The 17,333-nt window shown below is 60.1% G+C and carries 13 protein-coding genes and 1 pseudogene; 8 read left to right on the forward strand and 6 right to left on the reverse strand.

Annotated features, from left to right (window positions below; translation table 11 throughout):
* Positions 1 to 224: 224 nt before the first annotated feature.
* A complete protein-coding gene (locus MSIL_RS16015) occupies positions 225 to 923 on the forward strand; it encodes a response regulator (RefSeq protein WP_012592122.1) in 699 nt (232 codons plus the stop codon).
* 61 nt (positions 924 to 984) lie between these two features.
* On the opposite strand, the gene MSIL_RS16020 is transcribed toward MSIL_RS16015, so the two are convergent.
* From MSIL_RS16020 to MSIL_RS16040, 5 genes are all read right to left on the reverse strand, one after another.
* The gene (locus tag MSIL_RS16020; RefSeq protein ID WP_012592123.1) at positions 985 to 1,968 is read right to left on the reverse strand and encodes a PQQ-dependent catabolism-associated beta-propeller protein; all 984 of its coding nucleotides are present in this window, start codon (positions 1,966 to 1,968) and stop codon (positions 985 to 987) included.
* Entirely contained in the window at positions 1,950 to 3,137 is a 1,188-nt protein-coding gene (locus MSIL_RS16025) for an ABC transporter substrate-binding protein (RefSeq protein WP_244406156.1), read from the reverse strand. The genes MSIL_RS16020 and MSIL_RS16025 overlap by 19 nt, the downstream gene beginning before the upstream one ends.
* A 62-nt stretch (positions 3,138 to 3,199) precedes the next feature.
* Positions 3,200 to 3,772 (reverse strand): c-type cytochrome, encoded by a 573-nt coding sequence (locus MSIL_RS16030; protein ID WP_012592125.1) that lies wholly within the window; start codon positions 3,770 to 3,772, stop codon positions 3,200 to 3,202.
* Positions 3,773 to 3,836: 64 nt separating this feature from the next.
* Positions 3,837 to 5,543, reverse strand: a complete 1,707-nt coding sequence (locus MSIL_RS16035) for a quinoprotein dehydrogenase-associated putative ABC transporter substrate-binding protein (protein ID WP_244406157.1) — start codon at positions 5,541 to 5,543, stop codon at positions 3,837 to 3,839.
* A 133-nt stretch (positions 5,544 to 5,676) separates the two neighbouring features.
* Positions 5,677 to 7,572: a methanol/ethanol family PQQ-dependent dehydrogenase gene (locus MSIL_RS16040; RefSeq protein WP_012592127.1), complete on the reverse strand. Its 1,896-nt coding sequence runs from the start codon at positions 7,570 to 7,572 to the stop codon at positions 5,677 to 5,679.
* A gap of 565 nt (positions 7,573 to 8,137) precedes the next feature.
* Here MSIL_RS16040 and MSIL_RS16045 point away from each other — a divergent pair.
* The 7 genes and pseudogenes from MSIL_RS16045 (at position 8,138) to MSIL_RS16075 (ending at position 15,534) form a co-directional block, all read left to right on the forward strand.
* Positions 8,138 to 10,561, forward strand: coding sequence for a TonB-dependent receptor (locus MSIL_RS16045; protein WP_012592128.1), 2,424 nt, complete (start codon positions 8,138 to 8,140; stop codon positions 10,559 to 10,561).
* Between the two features lie 115 nt (positions 10,562 to 10,676).
* Positions 10,677 to 12,038, forward strand: coding sequence for an ATP-binding protein (locus MSIL_RS16050; RefSeq protein ID WP_012592129.1), 1,362 nt, complete (start codon positions 10,677 to 10,679; stop codon positions 12,036 to 12,038).
* 359 nt (positions 12,039 to 12,397) lie between these two features.
* Positions 12,398 to 12,682, forward strand: coding sequence for a hypothetical protein (locus MSIL_RS16055; protein ID WP_012592130.1), 285 nt, complete (start codon positions 12,398 to 12,400; stop codon positions 12,680 to 12,682).
* A gap of 391 nt (positions 12,683 to 13,073) precedes the next feature.
* The gene (locus tag MSIL_RS16060; RefSeq protein WP_012592131.1) at positions 13,074 to 13,391 is read left to right on the forward strand and encodes a hypothetical protein; all 318 of its coding nucleotides are present in this window, start codon (positions 13,074 to 13,076) and stop codon (positions 13,389 to 13,391) included.
* Positions 13,381 to 13,575, forward strand: a complete 195-nt coding sequence (locus MSIL_RS16065) for a hypothetical protein (RefSeq protein ID WP_012592132.1) — start codon at positions 13,381 to 13,383, stop codon at positions 13,573 to 13,575. Before MSIL_RS16060 ends, MSIL_RS16065 begins: the two co-directional genes overlap by 11 nt.
* A gap of 185 nt (positions 13,576 to 13,760) precedes the next feature.
* Positions 13,761 to 14,159, forward strand: coding sequence for a MarR family winged helix-turn-helix transcriptional regulator (locus tag MSIL_RS16070; RefSeq protein ID WP_012592133.1), 399 nt, complete (start codon positions 13,761 to 13,763; stop codon positions 14,157 to 14,159).
* Positions 14,160 to 14,204: 45 nt separating this feature from the next.
* Positions 14,205 to 15,534: pseudogene (locus tag MSIL_RS16075) on the forward strand (MFS transporter).
* 79 nt (positions 15,535 to 15,613) lie between these two features.
* Here MSIL_RS16075 and MSIL_RS16080 read toward each other — a convergent pair.
* Positions 15,614 to 17,242: an isocitrate lyase gene (locus MSIL_RS16080; RefSeq protein WP_012592134.1), complete on the reverse strand. Its 1,629-nt coding sequence runs from the start codon at positions 17,240 to 17,242 to the stop codon at positions 15,614 to 15,616.
* Positions 17,243 to 17,333: the final 91 nt, after the last annotated feature.

Here is a 17,333-nt window from a genome sequence, read left to right on the forward strand (position 1 = left end):
CGTTACCTCGCTGAGTGTCCGTTTGGAAAAAACCCGATTTCTTGCAAAGCGCTCATGGTGAGGAGGCTCCCCCTGAAAGCATCCTCTCATCCCGAGCTTGTCGAAGGGCGACATGCCATCCCTCACGAGATGGCTCCTCAGGATGAGGAGAACCCAATTTCCAAACAGCCGCTGAAGAAAGGCGACATTGGCCCAACCCGGCGCCTCAAGGAGGCTGGCATGGTTTGTCCTCGCGTTCTTGGTCGATCGCAATCGGCGGCGCTCATTGGCTTGAGGACCTGCAACTGTCGCGTGATCCGGCGATGAAAGTGTTGCTTGTCGATGATCATATTGTCGTCCGCGAAGGCGTGCGTCGCTTGCTGTCGGTCTTCGTGGAGTCGGTCGAGCTGCTCGAAGCTGGAACGACGCTCGAGGCCTTGTCGATCTATCGCTCCACGCGTCCCGATATAGTCATTCTCGATCTCAATCTTCCGGGAACTGGCGGGCTCGAGCTGCTGAAGCGGCTGCTGATCGAAGATCCAAGAGCGCGCGTGCTGATCTTCTCGATGCACACCGTGACGCTCTATGTTGCGCGCGCGCTGCAGTCCGGCGCGAGAGGCTATATCAGCAAAGGCGCCAGCGCCGAGGAGTTCGTCGAGGCAATTCACCAGGTGATGGGAGGCGGCCGCTATATCGAACGCGAACTTGCGGCCGATCTCGCGCTCAATGTTTTTGGCTCGCAAGATCCGGGCAAGTCGCTTTCGGCGCGTGAACTTGACATCATGCGCCTTCTCGCCAAAGGCAAAAGCCTTTCGGCGATCGCCGACACGCTCGGCGTTTCCTACAAGACCATCGCCAACACGTGCACGGCGATGAAGCACAAGCTTCTCGTTCAGCGCACCAGTGATTTGATCCGACTCGCCGTTGAGATGCACGCTTCTTAGCGTGATCTTCAGGAGCGGCAGGCGACTCCTTTTAAACTCCTCCGATCCGCCCTCGTTCGCTTCAAGGGCTGATCGCAATGCCCCAAGGCAAACGGCCGACGGGAACGGATCGCACGACTTTCAGATTATCAACGTCGATCACCGACAGATCGTTGGTCAGTCCGTTTGCAGCGTAAAGCGTCTTGCCGTCCAGGTTTAGCGCGAGCTGCCAGACGCGATCGCCGACCAGCAGATATTTTATAACTTTCAAGCTCGCTACGTCGATCACCGCGACCCGGTTGGCCCGGCCGAGCGCGACGAACGCAAGCTTGCCGTCGAGACTGAACCGAAGACCCACAGGCGAGATCAGCTCCTTCCGTATTCCGGCCACTTCGAAATTGATCTTGTGCTTGACCACATGCTCGTCGGAATCAATGATCGCGACCGTCCCCCCCACCTCCGACGTCACCCACACCTCTCTGCCGTCGTGGGTATATTCTGCAATGCGCGGACGTGTATCGACAAGGACATTGGCGACGACCATCCGCGCCGACGCGTCGATGAAATGCGCCATGCTGGTCGACTCCGAGACATCGACAATGGTTTTGCCGTCGGCGCTGACGGCGAGGCCTTCAGGCTCGATGCCGACTGGAACCTTCGCTAGAACTTTTCCGGTCTCGCGCTCCAGCATCGTCACCATGGAATCATCTTCATTAGAGACGTAAATGATGTCTCCTTTTGGCGACAGCGCCAGCGTCTCGGGATCCGGTCCGGCATCGATCGTGCGCGATACTTCGAGCTTATCCGCGTCAATGACCGAGATGTCGCCGGAATCGCCATTGCAGACGAGCACTTCACGCCCGTCAGGGGTAATGACAATGCCGCGCGGACGCTGTCCGACCGGAATCGTCTTGATCGTCGACAAACTGACGCCGTCGAGGACGGTGATCGTGTTATCGCGCTCGTTGCTCACGAAGATCCGGCTGGCCCACGCCGCGCTGCTTGCGGCCGAGAGGCAGATAAAGGCGCCGGCAACGCAAAGAAGCCTTATTGAGCGAAATGACATTTCGTCTCCGGCTCGTCATATCCGAGGGTGTCAGTGAAGAATTTTGGATGCAGGAAGCCATCCTGTGGCGATATCGTGACTACCATTAGAGCGCTGGCCAGAAGGACCGGCTGTCGCAGCTGCTGATCCCAGCGACGGAATGTCAGCGCCTGCCCCTTGAAACCCGCTACTCCGAACGCGTCGGAGCGTAGGAACTCGGCCAGATCCACCGGATTTGCTTTTCCGGAGCGAATGACCGCTTCGCCGATGGCGCGAACCGCCAGCCATCCGGCATAGTCGCGCTCGGTCATTTTGCGATGCGCCGCGAGTTCAAAGCGATGCTGCATCTGCAACGCCGAATATTCCTGAAACGCCGGATGCCAGGCGACCGGAGATAGTCCCTGCGTGCCGACGATCGGCCGCGGCTCAAATGTGTTGTAAGGGAGATAATCGCCAAAGAGGTCGGCCGAGTCAGCGACAATCACCACATCGTGAGCCGGCGCGCCCTGCGTCGCCAGCGGCATTTGTGTCGCGATCTGTTGGTAGCCGGTGTCCACGCGGCGCGACCCGGCGTCATAATTATAGGCCCGATCCTCGACGACCTTGCCGCCGAAGCGGGACGCCGCACGATGGATGTCGGCGGCAAAGGCGGCGTCTTCGGCGCTCGGCCCGTGCAGAACAAACCATCGCCGCCAGCCTTTCTTCGCCAGATATTGCCCCAGGGCGTCGGCTCGCATCGCCGTGCTTGGCAGAATGTGAAAGACATTCCGTGCGCATTTCCCCTGCCGCAACGCGTCGTCGCTGGTATGTATGTCGAAGATAAGCGCATGCTGGGCGGCGGGAGCATTGGCCAGCGCTAGAAGATCCGGCGCGTTGAGGTCGGCGACCACCACGCTATATTTGTCTAGAAGGCCATGCGCCTTTCCCGTGACGTCGGCGCCTCGCTCAAGCGTGACGACGTCCATGGCAAATGAAAATCCGAGGAATTTTCCGGTGATGTTGATCTCGCCTAGCGCCAGAAGCGCGCCCGCTTTGCCATCGTCTCCAGGCTGACTCTGCAATAAAGACAAATATTCGGCCTTCGGATAATCCCCCGCCAGGTACAGGATCTTTATCTCGCTGGAGGCAGGCGGCGCGCTGGCGTTTTCCGGCTGGTCAAGCGCAAAAGCAGGTCCTATGTCGATTGACAAGCAAAGCCCTCCGCAAAGCAGCGCCGCGACAAAGGCGCCCTCTAAACGCAAGCGCCGAAGCCTCACCAATTCACCCGTTTTTGAGACCCTCTGTACAATGTGCGAAGATAGGCCAACAGCTCGAAGAGCTGTTCATCACTTTGGATGAGTTGGCCGAAGGGCGGCATCGGACCAACAATATTCTCCATGCCGACGCGGATAAATCCTTTTTTCTGTAAGCCGTCCGACCCGAGCGTGATTAGACGAAACAGCGTGTCATCGTCGCTTCCGTACACCCAGGTTTCATTGGTCAGGGGCGGACACATGCCGCCGCCGCCATTTCCGCCATGGCAACCTGGGCAGCCCATACCCTGAAATACGGCTTTGCCGGCTTCGATCTTATCGGCCTGCCCGGTATAAGGATTGTTGATGGTAGCCAACGGCGCCGCCGCGACGACGTCCGCCGGCGTTTTTCCCGTGACCTCTGATTTCGGAAGAAGCGCGGAGGGGCTCTTCTCGGGATCGGCTAAGGAAGGCTGACGCTGGTTCGCAGGTCCTGCAGGCGCGGCCTCGCTCGCCGGCGCCGCTGGATCAGCTCGGGACGCCGCGCAAGCGAACGCCAAGGTCGCGGCGACAAGCAACAGCTGCCTCATCATTTACAATCCTCCTCTCCGGTGAGTTTGGTAAAGCGACCCGGCGGTAAGACGCGGCGCCGGCGTCTCATTTCGTCGAGGTCTTGGCGAAGAGATCGAGCATCCGCGCCGCCGACGTCCCGCCGTTCTTGACCGCGATCTCGCGCGCTGTTTCGCCATCTGAGCTTTTCATGTCGGCGGCAGCCGAGGCCTGAATCAAAAGGCCGATCATCGGCGCATTGTCGCGCGCAGCCGCGATCATTAGCGCCGTCACGCCATCGACGCTGACCGCGTTCACATTTGCGCCCTTGGCGATGAGCGCGCGCGCGATCTCGACCGAATTCAAGGACTGCGTCAGTTTCTGGACGCGGCTCTCCGGCGGCGGCTCGCTCGCCGCGATCATCAACGGCGTTATCTTCTTGGCGCCGACAGGTTGATCGACCTTCGCGCCGCTATCGACCAGGGCTTTGGCCGCATCATATTTCTTTTCCTCGATCGCGACAGCAACCGGCGTGAACCCGCCGGGCGCCGACGCCTCCACATTTGCGCCATGCGACAGCAGCAATTGGATCCCGGGCGCGTCGTTGCGCAGGATGGCGTGCAGCAGCGGCGTCCATCCGTCGCTGTCCGCCGCCTCGACATCGGCGCCATGATCGAGAAGAAATTCCGTCGTCGAAAGCGCTCCGAGGCGAACGGCCGCGGTCAATGGCGTGTAGCCCTGAGGATCCCGCTTGTTTATGTCGGCGCCTTTACCGAGCAAATACTCCAGCCGCTTATTGTCCGACGCCAACACAGCATTATCGAATTCGCCGTCGACGTCGGCGCCGTCGGCCAGCCAATCGTCGAGCTGTTTGCGCGTGACTGCGGGCCTCTCCCGGCGCAGTTTCTCCATCTCCTCGGCGGAAACCATCGGCGCGGTATAGATTCCATGCGCCTTTATCGTTCCCGGCACGAGGCAATCCGAGCATTCCACGAGGGGCACGCGATAATCCTCGAGGATTTTCCGGATTTCATCCTTGTGCGCATTGAGAGCGTTTTCGATAGCGTATTTGGCGATCGCATCTGTCTTGCGCACGCCAATGGCGATATCGAATTCCATCGGAATGACATCGTCCATCAGATTGGTCGGCTGGATCGCCAGCGGCGCGCCTTGCGCGAGCGCCCAGCCCGCAAAGGGTCCCCACACCGCCGCGACGTCGAGCTTTCCGTCGGCGACCTCCTGGACTTGACGCCACGGCTGATGCTCCGGCGTCAGATCGCCGTCATGAGAAACCTCATGAACGTGGACATTGTTGACGACGCCATGATCGGCGAGCGACTGACGCGCCGCGGAGAGTTCGTAGACTCCAATCTGAAGCGTCTTCAACCGCGGATCGGAGAGGCCTTTGAAGTCATAAGCGCGATCCTTGCGCGAGGCGAAGACATAAGTGCTCCGGTACAGCGGAAAGGTCGTCAGCGCGGATTCATAGCCCGCCGGCACATTCATCAATATATCGCAGTCATTGGTGTCGAAGGTCTGGCGCGTCATGCCCCGTTCGATATAGGGGCGCCAGAAGTAGGTCGCCCTCGTCCCAAGCGCCTTTGCGATGACGTTTGCGATTTTATTCTCGAGTCCTTCTTCCGCCAGATTCGAGAATGGCATGTTTCCCGGATCGCCGCAGACTCGAAACGACGAGAAATGCGCCTTGCGCGCGGCGGCTTTCGCGGCGTCGCGCTCGATCTGGCTGAATTCTTCGAAAGGCTTGTTGTTGGGCGCCGCCTGAGCCAGCGCGCGCGACGCTGGCAAGCCCGCCAACAACGCGCCAACAAGGGCGGGAGAGATCAAAGCTTTCATCGCGGAGAGAACCGTTCGCCACTGAAAAAGAAAAAACACCCTGCTCAGTGCTCGGGGAGCGAGCAGGGTGTCCGGAGGAGGAACGGGATGTGTGCTAGTGGGCTGTGGCCTCCTTGTCCGGCACTCGGAACGTATAGAGGGCGCCGCCCTGCGGGATCTTGTTCAGTCCGATGACCTTGGTCAGAGCCGTCGAACCGATCGCGCCGAACTTGTCTTCGAGATCGAGGCCCGCCACCGCCGGCAGGCCGATCCAGCCGCCGATGCCCGCGAACACCGAGATATATTCATGGCCCTTGATCTTGTAAGCGATCGGGTTGCCGATGATGCCGGAGCCGAGCTTGCGCTGCCAAAGCACTTTGCCGTTATCGCGGTCGACGGCGCGGAAGTCGCCGTTAAGGCTTCCGTAGAAGACGAGGCCGCCCGCCGTGTTCAGCGTGCCGCTCCAGTTCGGATAGGCGTCCGGGACCTCCCAGGCGGTCTTGCCGGTCAGCACGTCGAACTTCTTGAGCTTGCCCGTCACTCCCGGCTTTTCCGGATACATGTAGACATTGGCGAAGACATAAACCGTGCCCTGCTGCGTATGGGTGCGGGCCTGGGGCTCATCTTCCATGCACCAATTGTTCGTCGGCACATAGAAATTGGTTGGATCCTTGGGGTCGACCGAAGCCGGCTGCTGATCCTTGCCGCCCATCGCCGAGGGACAGGCCTGCGTGTTGACGCCGATCTTGAAGGGTGAGTGCTCCGGCACCTTGACCGGCCGTCCGGTCTTGAGATCGACTTTTTCGGCCCAGTTTACGGTGACGAATTTGTGGGCGCGCAGGAGATTGCCGTCTGTCCGATCGAGGACATAGGCGAAGCCGTTGCGATCGAAGTGCACAAGCGCCTTGACGGGCTTGCCGTCGACATTCGGCATGTCGACAAGGATATTCTCGTTGACGCCGTCATAGTCCCATTGATCGAAAGGCGTCATCTGGTAGGCCCAGACGACTTCGCCGGTGTCGACCTTGCGGGCGAAGATCGTCATCGACCATTTGTTGTCCCATTTGCCTGAATTGCATTCCGCATCCGTGTCGGCGCCGCAACGCGTCGTCGGGCTCCAGTTCCCCGGGTTGCCGGTGGAGGCGTAAACAAGGCCGAGCTCGGGATCATAGCTGTACCAGGCCCAGGGCGACCCGCCGCCACGCTTCCACTCGTCGCCGGGATAGCTCGAGAGGCCGATATCGTGGCCATAAGTCCCATGTTCGGGATGCGCCTTGTTGGTGTCGGGGGTCAGGCAGACGTCCTTGTCCGTCCCATTGCTCTGGCACCGCCAGGCGAGGTCGCCGGTCGCGAGGTCATAGGCTTCGAGCCGTCCGCGCGCAGCGAATTCATCGCCGCCGAAGCCGACGATCACCTTGTCCTTGGCGATCAACGGCGCGCTCGTCACCGTCTCGCCATGTTCGGGAAAGGCGTGCTTGACGACCCACAATTCTTGGCCGGTCTTGGCGTCGAGCGCGATGAGGAAGCCGTCCAGCGTGTTGAACAGCAGCTTGCCATCGGCGTAGTTCACGCCGCGGTTGACCACGTCGCAGCAGGCGCGCGGCACGGCGGACACATCGCGATCGGTCCCCTTGTTGTAGGACCAGACCTGAACCGGATTGTCGGGGTCCGAAAGATCGAGCGCCTGCACGATGTTCGGCCAAGCGCTGACGAAAAACATCATCGGCTTTCCGCCGACGTCGACAACGACTGGCTGCCCTTCGTGTCCGCGCAGAGCTCCCGAGGATTGCGACCAGGACATCTGAAGATTGCTGACGTTGTCCTTGTTGATGTCCTTCAATTCGCTGTGACGCTGCAGGCCGAGATTTTGCCCCATCCCCGGCCAGAGATCCGGATTCTTGCTGTTCTTTATGATTTCTTCATCGGAGCCGGCCCAGGCGGCGCCCGACAGCGACGCCATCGCCAAACCGGCGAAGGCCGCGCGCCACGGTAAACTTTTCCGTAAATTCATTAGCTCCTCCCAAGGCGTCACGAAATCATCGGCATTGTTTTATCAAAGCGACTCTCTCGCTTTGCTGCCCTCGATCCGAACGACCGGAACAGTAGCGCAATCCAACAAGGGCGATAGAGCCGGTTTTCCCGAAAAATCGGGAAAATATTCCCGCCGGCAAGACCACGGTTGCTTTTCTGACAAGGGACGCGCTCGGACCCAACTCGCACGAAAACAATGGCCAAGCCGAATCCAAAAAGGGCGCCCGATCTGATCAAAGGCAGTCATTTAAGATCGATATCAATCAACAATGTATGCTACCCGGTCCGGAAGGGAATAATCCTGCGGCGAGAAGGATTATTCCATCGCTGCGCGGGCCAACATCTCGCGCATGAATGACTTGTCCACGCCTATACGTTTTGATCGTAATATAATTGCAACTCCCTTTATCCAGAATTTGAAATCGTCTTTTTCGGCGTTGCGCTTGAAAGACGCTGCATTAACGTTCTATCGCCCTATCAAGCGCCGGCAAGGAAAGCCTTCTTCCACAATGCTGGCGCCAGAACGAAACCGGAAGGAAAGTCTCGTGGACGCCAGAACAGCTAGGTCGTTCATTGTCGCCTCGGCGGTCGGCGGCGCTGCGATTATCGGCGCGGCTCAAGCCCAGGACGGCGACGGAAACACCCTTGTATTGCCGGACGTTATTGTTGTGTCGCCGACGCCGGTGCCAGGCGCGAGCAGCATCGACAAAGACAAGGTTCCCGCATTCGTATCGACTGTGACGTCGCAGCAATTCGAGGATAAGAAATCTCCCGCTGTCGCGGATGCGATCACGGCCCATGTGCCGGCGGCGATAGGGATCAACGTCGACGGGACCGACCTCTCCCCGGATCTGTTTTATCGCGGCTTCGACACGTCCCGCATATCGGGGACGGCGCAAGGACTCGCTGTTTATCAGAATGGCGTGCGCATCAACGAGGCGTTCGGAGACAGCACAAATCTCGATCTTATTTCTCCGATCGCGATCGACCGCGTCGACGTCTTTACAAACAATCCGATCTTCGGATTGAACGCGCTCGGCGGCGCCATCAATTTTACGATGAAGAACGGCTTCACCTATCATGGCGGCGAGGCTCAGGTTCTCGGCGGCTCATACGGGCGCCTTTACGGCAGCGTGCAATATGGCAAGCAGGTCGGCGACTACAGTATTTATTTCGCGACCGACGCTTTGCGCGATGATGGCTATCGCCCCTTCGGAGCGCAAAATCTGCAACGCGCTTACGCCGATCTCGGCTACCGCACGCAGGATTCCGAATTCCATGCGATTGGCGCCTTCAGCCGCACCTGGCTCGGCGTTCAGGGCACCACGCCCCTGGTGCTCGTAGACCAGCAGTATAACTCCGTTTTCACGACGCCGCAGACGACCAATAATCAGGCGGGTCTGGTTCAGATTACCGGCCGTTTCGACCTGACGCCGACATGGTCCCTGGCGAGCAATTTCTATTACCGTCAGTTCGACCAGTATCACGTCGACGGCAACGACGCCGATATCGCGAACTGCGGCGATCAGGGGGGCACGGACGGCAACGCCTGCCTTTCCAACGATGGCGCATTCTTCGGCCACAATCCGAACGATTATCAATTCACCAATCACGGCCAGCCGATCCCGTTCCTCGGCGACGACTTCCCCTATGGAACGACCGCCTTCACCGCCACGCATACGCAGACATTTGGCGCGCAGGAGCAGCTGACAAACAAGGACAAGCTCTTCGATCACACCAATTATTTTGTTGTCGGCGGCAGCGTCGACCAGAGCTATACGCATTTCTCGTCGACGACGACGCTCGGTCAGCTTGATCCGAGTTTCCAGAATTTGTTCACGGGCTTTCCGGGCTCGCAAGCCGTTCTCCAGACCGAAGGCAATGTCGGCTTCGCGCCGGTCTGGGTGCATGGATCGGCGACCTATTTTGGCCTTTTTGCCCTCGACACCCTGAACATCACCAATGAATTCGCCGTAACGGCTGGAGCAAGGTTCAACGTCGCCAATATCGGGCTTTCGGACGTCAGCGGCCAGTCTCCCGACCTCAACTCCAATGCCAGCTATAATCGCATCAACCCGGTCGTGGGTTTCACCTACACGGCCTCGCCGGCCTTGACCTTCTATGGCGGCTACTCTGAAGCAAACAGGGCGCCGACGCCGCTCGAAAGCCAGTGCTCCAACCCGGCGCTGCCTTGCGTTCTCGAGACCGCGCTTGTATCAGACCCGCCGCTGCAGCAGGTCGTCTCGCACACCTTCGAAGGAGGCGCCCGCGGCACGCTGACGATACCAAATGGCTACGGCACATTGGTTTACAACGCCGGCGTATTTCATATCACGAGCACCAATGACATCGTCAACGAGGCGAGCGAAATCTCGGGGCAGGGATTCTTTACCAATGTGCCGGAAACCTTGCGGCAGGGCGCGGAACTTAGCCTTCAGTATAACTATGGGCCGGTGAGCCTTTACGCCAATTACGCCCATGTTGACGCGACTTATCAATTCAACGGCACCTTCTCGTCTCCGAATAATCCTTTCGCTGACGACGACGGTAATATTTTCGTCCGGCCGGGCAATCGCATTCCCGGCATTCCGAGCAATCTCGGCAAGTTTGGCGTGACCTATGCCGTGACCCCGCAATTCAAGGTGACGGCGGAGGCGGTCGTCGTCGGGGACCAGTATTACACGGGCGATGATTCCAATCTCAATCCGAAGCTTCCCGCTTACTATTATGTGAATCTGCGGGCCACATATCAGGCGACCGAGCAAATCCAGCTGTTCGGATTGATCAACAATGTGACCAATCACAGATACGCGACATTTGGAACGTTTTACGGTACCGACACGAGCGGCGGGAATGTCAACGCCACTCTGTTCAACAATAATCCGGAAAATGGCGGCATCGGCGACGCGCGAGCGGTGACTGTGGCGCAACCTCTGTCGGTCTACGGCGGATTCAAAGTTACTTTTTGAACCTGGTCTGCGGCGCGGCTCTGGGGCCGCGTCGCAATTGCCGTGTTAGAGGGTCTGCGCTCAGTTCGATGTTTAAAGATGTGCTGCGATTGTCTGGCCCGCTCTGAGGCTTTCCATGTCGATCCAAAGCCGCCTGGTCGCATCCCTTACCATCGTCCTGATTGTGAGCCTCGCCTTTGGCTCTGCGCTCACCTATGAGCATGTCCTCGATAAGGTTCGCACGGAGATGCAGGCGGCCATGTCGGTCGGCTTGCATACGGCCGGCAACGCCGTCGACGATCGCGAGGAGGCGATTGATCCCGCGAAGCGGCTGCGGCTGGTCGTTGATGATTTCAACGGCGACCGGCATTTGCGCGCGACGCTTTTCGGGCCTCATGGCGAGGTCCTCGCGCGTTCGCAGTTGCTGGCGCCAGATGACCCGGCGCCAAGCTGGTTCTACCGTCTCGTCACAGCGGCAGAGCCGCTGCGGACGCAGCTCGACCTGCCGTTCGCGTTTCATTCCATCGGCGGCATGACGCTTGAGGCCGACCCCCATAATGAGGTGGCAGAGGCCTGGAGCGATTTCCGCCTCACCCTGATCATCATGGCGGTTTTCTTTACCCTGGTCCTTGCGCTGGCGTTCTGGACCATCCGGACGGCGCTGAGCCCGTTGCGCGACGTATGCGACGCCTTTTCCGGGATTGGCGGCGGCGACTATGCGACGCGCGTCGCGCCTTTGGCTTATCGAGAGCTTGAGCCGCTTCGATACGGATTCAATATCATGGCGGCGCGGCTTGAGGGGATGACCACGCAGAACCGCGCGCTGCATGAGCAGATTGTCAATGTGCAGGAGGAAGAGCGCGCGGAGCTGGCGCGCGATCTGCACGACGAGGTCGCGCCGTTTCTATTCTCGGTCGGCGCGGACGCCGCGATGATCCGGCAGTTTCTTCAGACGGGGATGGGCGACCAGGTCGGCCCCCGCGCGGACGCGATCTCCGACGCGGTGCGTCATATGCAGAGGCATTTAAGGGACGTTCTGCGCCGCCTTGCCCCCGGCGCCTTGCTGGATCTCGGCCTTGCCGGCGCGATTGACAATCTGATCGGCTTCTGGAAAGCGCGGCGCCCCGAATTATCCTTCGGCGTAGACGTCACGGAAGAGCGAATAGGGCTGCCGCTCGACGCTGTCGTCTTTCGCGTCGTTCAGGAAAGTCTCAGCAATGCGATACGGCATGGCCAGCCGGCAAGGATCGATGTGCGGATAAAGATCCTTGAGCAGCGGATCCGAATCGTCGTGGAAGATGACGGCAGCGGCTTTTCGAAGGATCGGGGGCCGAACGGGTTTGGACTTGCCGGCATGCAGGAGCGTGTCCGTTCGGTCGGCGGAGTTGTGACCATTCGCAATCGCGCATCCCGCCAAGGCGTGATTGTCGAGGCCGACATTCCGATTGGCGGTAAATCGAGCCTGGAGCGCTCGGAGGCATCGAGCATTTCGGCATAAAGGCGCTGGTCGATAAGGGTCCGCCGTCAAACGAGCCAGACAGGGACCGCGAGCGCTGTCGGGAGCCAGCGAAAGTCAAGCGGAAGCAGAACTTGCGGCCCTCACGGCGTCAAAGCCAACAGGCCGTTGCTGGCTAATTTACTTCCTAACCGTAGCAAAGCTTGGGCGCTGTCCAAGCGAAATCTCATGTAAATCACAACCAATACGGGCAAATATTTTTGCAGTGCAGTAAAAATCAAATAAAACTGTGCCGCGATGAAACAAAAAGGAACCAGATTAACTTTGGCGACGTTATTGAGCTACTACAACCCGACCGAGTGGGTTTAGAAATATTTATGAACCCCTGAAGGGCGGCTTCAATGTATATTCTCTCACTTGCAGCTTTAATATTTGGAATTATCCTCGGTTGCAATTTTAAAGCCTACATCCTCGTTCCGTCATGCGCGCTCGTAGCCATCGCCACGGTCTTGGCCGCCACTTTCGCGGGAGAACGTTTTTCTCACGCTGCATTATACGCCGCGCTCTTTCTGACGCTCCTGCAGATTGGTTATCTCATCGGAATCGTTGGCTGGTCCACCGCTGCAAAGCTCCAGAGGCGCAGGTCTGAACGAGCATTGCCCGCGCTGAATGCGCCTGCAGCTTAGCGGTCAGGCCTCCCGGAGGGGCGCGGCGTTCCCCGACATACCCCATCCCTTTTTGCAAAACGGGAGCCGTACAACCGGCTCCCGTTTAAGCATTGCGCGCCCGCCAGCCAAAGCAGCCGGCGCGCGGCCGCGATGCGATAGGGTCCTGGATGGACGGTTTAGGCGAGGTTGGCGCGAATCATGAGGTCATTCGCAAGCGCTCCGCCGCTGTGCCCGTGAGCGCTGCTGAGCTCAGTCGAGATCAGCCGTCATTTTCGCCGCGTCCGCGAAAAATAGAGCCAAACACGCGCAACTAACAACTACGAAGTGCGTTTATTCATCACATATCATGATGACGCCTCGCTCGCAGCGCCTAGGGCCTGCTCGTCGAAAGCTGTCGATGGGAAATAAAATGGCTCAGGACTTGATCCAATTCATTGCGCGCAAACCGAATTTGGCAATCGACCCCGATTTACAGAGTTACCTTGACGACCATTTGATTCCGGGTTGGCGCCAGGCTCTCGTCAGCATCGGGATCAAAGCCGAGAATGGCGACGCTGATGCTGCGAAAGTCGCCAGCGCCATGACCGCCTGGGTCGCCGCTTTATGCCGCAAGCGAAACAGAAAAAGCCGCAGGGCTAAGTTGGTTGGCGCGGGTCTCAACGTGATTTCGATGGCCAAGTTTCAAGCGGCTCGAGTTCTAGTTTCGGAGAGAAGCCATGCAGTCTAACCAGCCGACCCGCATCATCATTCCTCTCTCAGCGTTCGACGATGACGCGCGCGACGGCGTGCTGAACGCCTGCATCCGCGATTTCTGCCGTCTCAGAGGCGTCGCCCGGTCCGAGATCATGCTTCGTGAGGTCATATCGATTTCCGGCGTTGAGACAGCCGAGATCACCATCGCGGCGCATTGAGCGTCATAGTCATCCAGACGCTGTGGCCGCCTGCCTCCGATGAATTGATCGAGGCGGTCCCGATAAAATGATCTTATCTTGACTGACGGCATTCAGTCCGCCTAGCGCCGACCTCAAGCGAGGTGAGGCCGCGAAAGCAGGGTGACCGGCTTGCGTCGGCGATATAAAGGGTATATGCCCGTATTATGGCTTCGGAATGCTACTGCACATCTCTTCGCCGTGCGACGCGAAAGGTCGCCGCGCTCTATGACGCGGCGCTGGAGCCGGTCGGCGTGAACATCGCCCAATTCGCGCTTCTGCGCTCCGTCGCCCGCAGCGAGCCGGTCGATCTGACCGAGCTTGCCCGGCGCACCGAGCTCGATCGCTCGACGATCGGCCGCAATGTGCGGGTGCTGGAGCGAATGGGGCTCCTGCAACTCGGGCGTGGCGAGGATCAGCGAGAGGCGAGCGTGTCGATCACGGAGCACGGGCGCCGCGTGCTGGAGGACGGCGCCCCGCTGTGGGGCGGCGTGCAGCGCATGCTCGAGGATCGTATCGGTGACGGCGCGGCGCGCGAATTGCGGTCTGTCCTGAACAATCTCTAATTTTTGTCCTATTACGGGTATCTGCCCGCAGACGGAGGCTGAAGAATGACCCTCGCGAATGAGACGCCTGCGCCGCCGCCCGCGGCAACATCGCCCCTGGCGGCGGCGCTTGCGCGGCGCGGCGTCCACTATGGTTGGGCCGTCGCCGCGGCGACCTTCCTGACGATGCTGGTGACTGCGGGCGCCGTCGGCGCGCCGGGCGTGCTGATCGGGCCACTGCAAAAGGAGTTCGGCTGGGCGACCGCTGACATCTCCACAGCGCTCGCCGTCCGGCTCATCCTGTTTGGGCTCATTGGCCCCTTCGCCGCCGCTTTTATGAACCATTTCGGCCTGCGGCGGGTCGCCGCCGCCGCCTTGACGCTGATTGCTGTCGGCGTCCTCGGCTCTTTCGTGATGACAAAGCTTTGGCATCTTCTCTTGTTTTGGGGCGTGATGGTCGGCGTCGGCACAGGCCTCACCGCCATGGTGTTCGCCGCGACCGTGGCGACGCGCTGGTTTTCGGCCCGCCGGGGGCTGGTGCTGGGCCTGCTGACCGCCAGCGCCGCGACAGGACAATTGGCGTTCCTGCCGCTGCTTGCCGAGCTCACCGAAACGATCGGCTGGCGCGGCGCGCTCGTCTTCGTGCTCGCGGCGCTGCTGCTGGCGGCGCTCGCGGCGCTCGTGCTGATGCGCGACTGGCCCGCCGACGTCGGCCTTGCTCCCTATGGGGCGAGCGCCGTCGTCCCCGCCGCCCGCCGAGCCGGCAAGTCTCGGCTTCATGCTAGCGTCGCCCTTGCTCGCGCTGAAGGAAGCGTCGCGCTCGCACACATTCTGGGTGCTGTTCGGCGCCTTCTTCGTCTGCGGCGCCAGCACCAACGGCCTCGTCCAGACGCATTTTATTTCACTGTGCGGCGACTATGGCATGGCTGCGGTGACGGCGGCGAGCGTGCTCGCGATGATCGGCGTGTTCGACTTCGCAGGCACCGTAGGCTCGGGCTGGCTCTCCGACCGCTACGACAGCCGGTGGCTGCTGTTCTGGTATTATGGCCTGCGCGGCCTTTCGCTGCTGTATCTGCCCTTTACCGATTTCACCTTTTACGGCCTGTCGCTGTTCGCCGTGTTCTACGGCCTTGACTGGGTCGCGACGGTGCCGCCGACGATCAAGCTCGCGGCGGATCGCTTCGGCGACAAGGCCAACCTCGTCTTCGGCTGGATTTTCGCCGGCCACCAGCTCGGCGCGGCCTCCGCCGCTTATGGCGCGGGTTTCAGCCGCACCGCTTATGCGAGCTATCTGCCGGCGTTCTTTGTCGCTGGCGCGCTCTGCCTCGTCGCCTCGGGTTTCGTGCTCACCCTGCGCGACGCCCGCCTGTCGATGCGCGCGCGTGTCGCGGCTTGAGGCGGTCCTCAACGCAAAGCGGCCCGGAGCGTGAAGCTCCGGGCCGCAAATCGCTCGTCTCGATTTTAGAGCCGGCTTGTTAGCCGAACTGGTTCATCGTGTTGTGCGCGCCGCCGGCCTTCAGCGCCGCCTCGCCGGCGAAATATTCCTTGTGATCGTCGCCGAGGTCCGAGCCCGCCATGTTCTGATGTTTGACGCAGGCGATGCCCTGACGGATCTCCTGACGCTGAACGCCGAGGACGTAGCCAAGCATGCCCTGCGCGCCAAAATACTCCTTCGCCAGATTGTCGGTGGAGAGAGCGGCGGTGTGATAGGTCGGCAGCGTGATGAGATGGTGGAAAATGCCCGCCCGCTTCGCGCCGTCCGCCTGGAAGGTGCGGATGCGCTCATCGGCTTCGCTGGCCAGAGGCGTGCCGTCATAATCGACGCTCATGAGAGCGGCGCGATCATAGGTCGACACGTCTTTGCCTTCCGCCTTCCAGGCGTCATAGACCTGCCAGCGGAAATTCAACGTCCAGTTGAAAGACGGCGAATTGTTGTAGACGAGCTTGGCGTTGGGGATCACCGCGCGGATGCGGTCGACCATGCTGGCGATCTGCTCGACATGGGGCTTTTCGGTCTCGATCCACAAAAGGTCGGCGCCGTTCTGCAGCGAGGTGATGCAGTCGAGCACGCAACGATCGGCGCCCGTGCCGGAACGGAACTGGTAGAGGTTGCTGGCGAGGCGCTTCGGCCGCAGCAGCTTGCCGTTGCGGTTGATGATGACGTCGCCATTATGGGCGTCGCCGGGCGCGACTTCCTCGCAGTCGAGGAAGGAATTGTACTGGTCGCCCAGATCGCCCGGCGCATGGCTGACGGCGATCTGCTGGGTGAGGCCGGCGCCGAGCGAATCGGTGCGGGTGACGATGATGCCGTCTTCGACGCCAAGTTCAAGGAAGGCGTAGCGGCAGGCGCGCACCTTAGCGAGGAAGACCTCATGCGGCACGGTGACTTTGCCGTCCTGATGGCCGCACTGCTTTTCGTCGGACACCTGATTTTCGATCTGGAGCGCGCAGGCGCCCGCCTCGATCATTTTCTTGGCGAGGAGATACGTCGCCTCGGCGTTGCCGAAGCCGGCGTCGATATCCGCGATGATCGGGACGACATGCGTCTGATGGTTTTCCGCAGCCGCCAGCAGCTCCTGCGCCTTGGCCTTGTCGCCAGCCTTGCGGGCGGCATCGAGGGCGCGGAAAATGCCGCCGAGTTCGCGGGCGTCGGCCTGACGCAGGAAGGTGTAAAGCTCTTCGATCAGGGCCGGGACCGAGGTCTTTTCATGCATCGACTGGTCGGGCAGGGGGCCGAATTCCGACCGCAGCGCAGCGACCATCCAGCCGGACAGATAGAGATAGCGGCGATCCGTCGTGCCGAAATGCTTCTTGATCGAAATCATCTTTTGCTGGGCGATAAACCCGTGCCAGACGCCTAGCGACTGGGTGTAAAGGGCCGAATCGGCGTCATAGGCGGCCATGTCTTTGCGCATGATCGCGGCGGTATATCTGGCGATGTCGAGGCCGGTCTGGAAGCGGTTCTGCAGACGCATGCGGGCCACAGCTTCGGGATCGATGCCGTCCCAGGTTCCCTTATAGCTCTCGATGAGCTGCTTCACCTCTGTGATATTTTTTTGATAATCACCCGGTTGCGCCGTCTTGATCGGGCCTTGATAGGTCATTTGCGTCTGCCTTGTTCAGTCGAAGACATTTGTGAGGCACCCCTACCACAGCAAATCCCTCTCTGTGCAGAGGGAGCGAAGCAAAGATGTC

The sequence above is a fragment of the Methylocella silvestris BL2 genome (genome assembly GCF_000021745.1).
Lineage (GTDB): Bacteria > Pseudomonadota > Alphaproteobacteria > Rhizobiales > Beijerinckiaceae > Methylocapsa > Methylocapsa silvestris.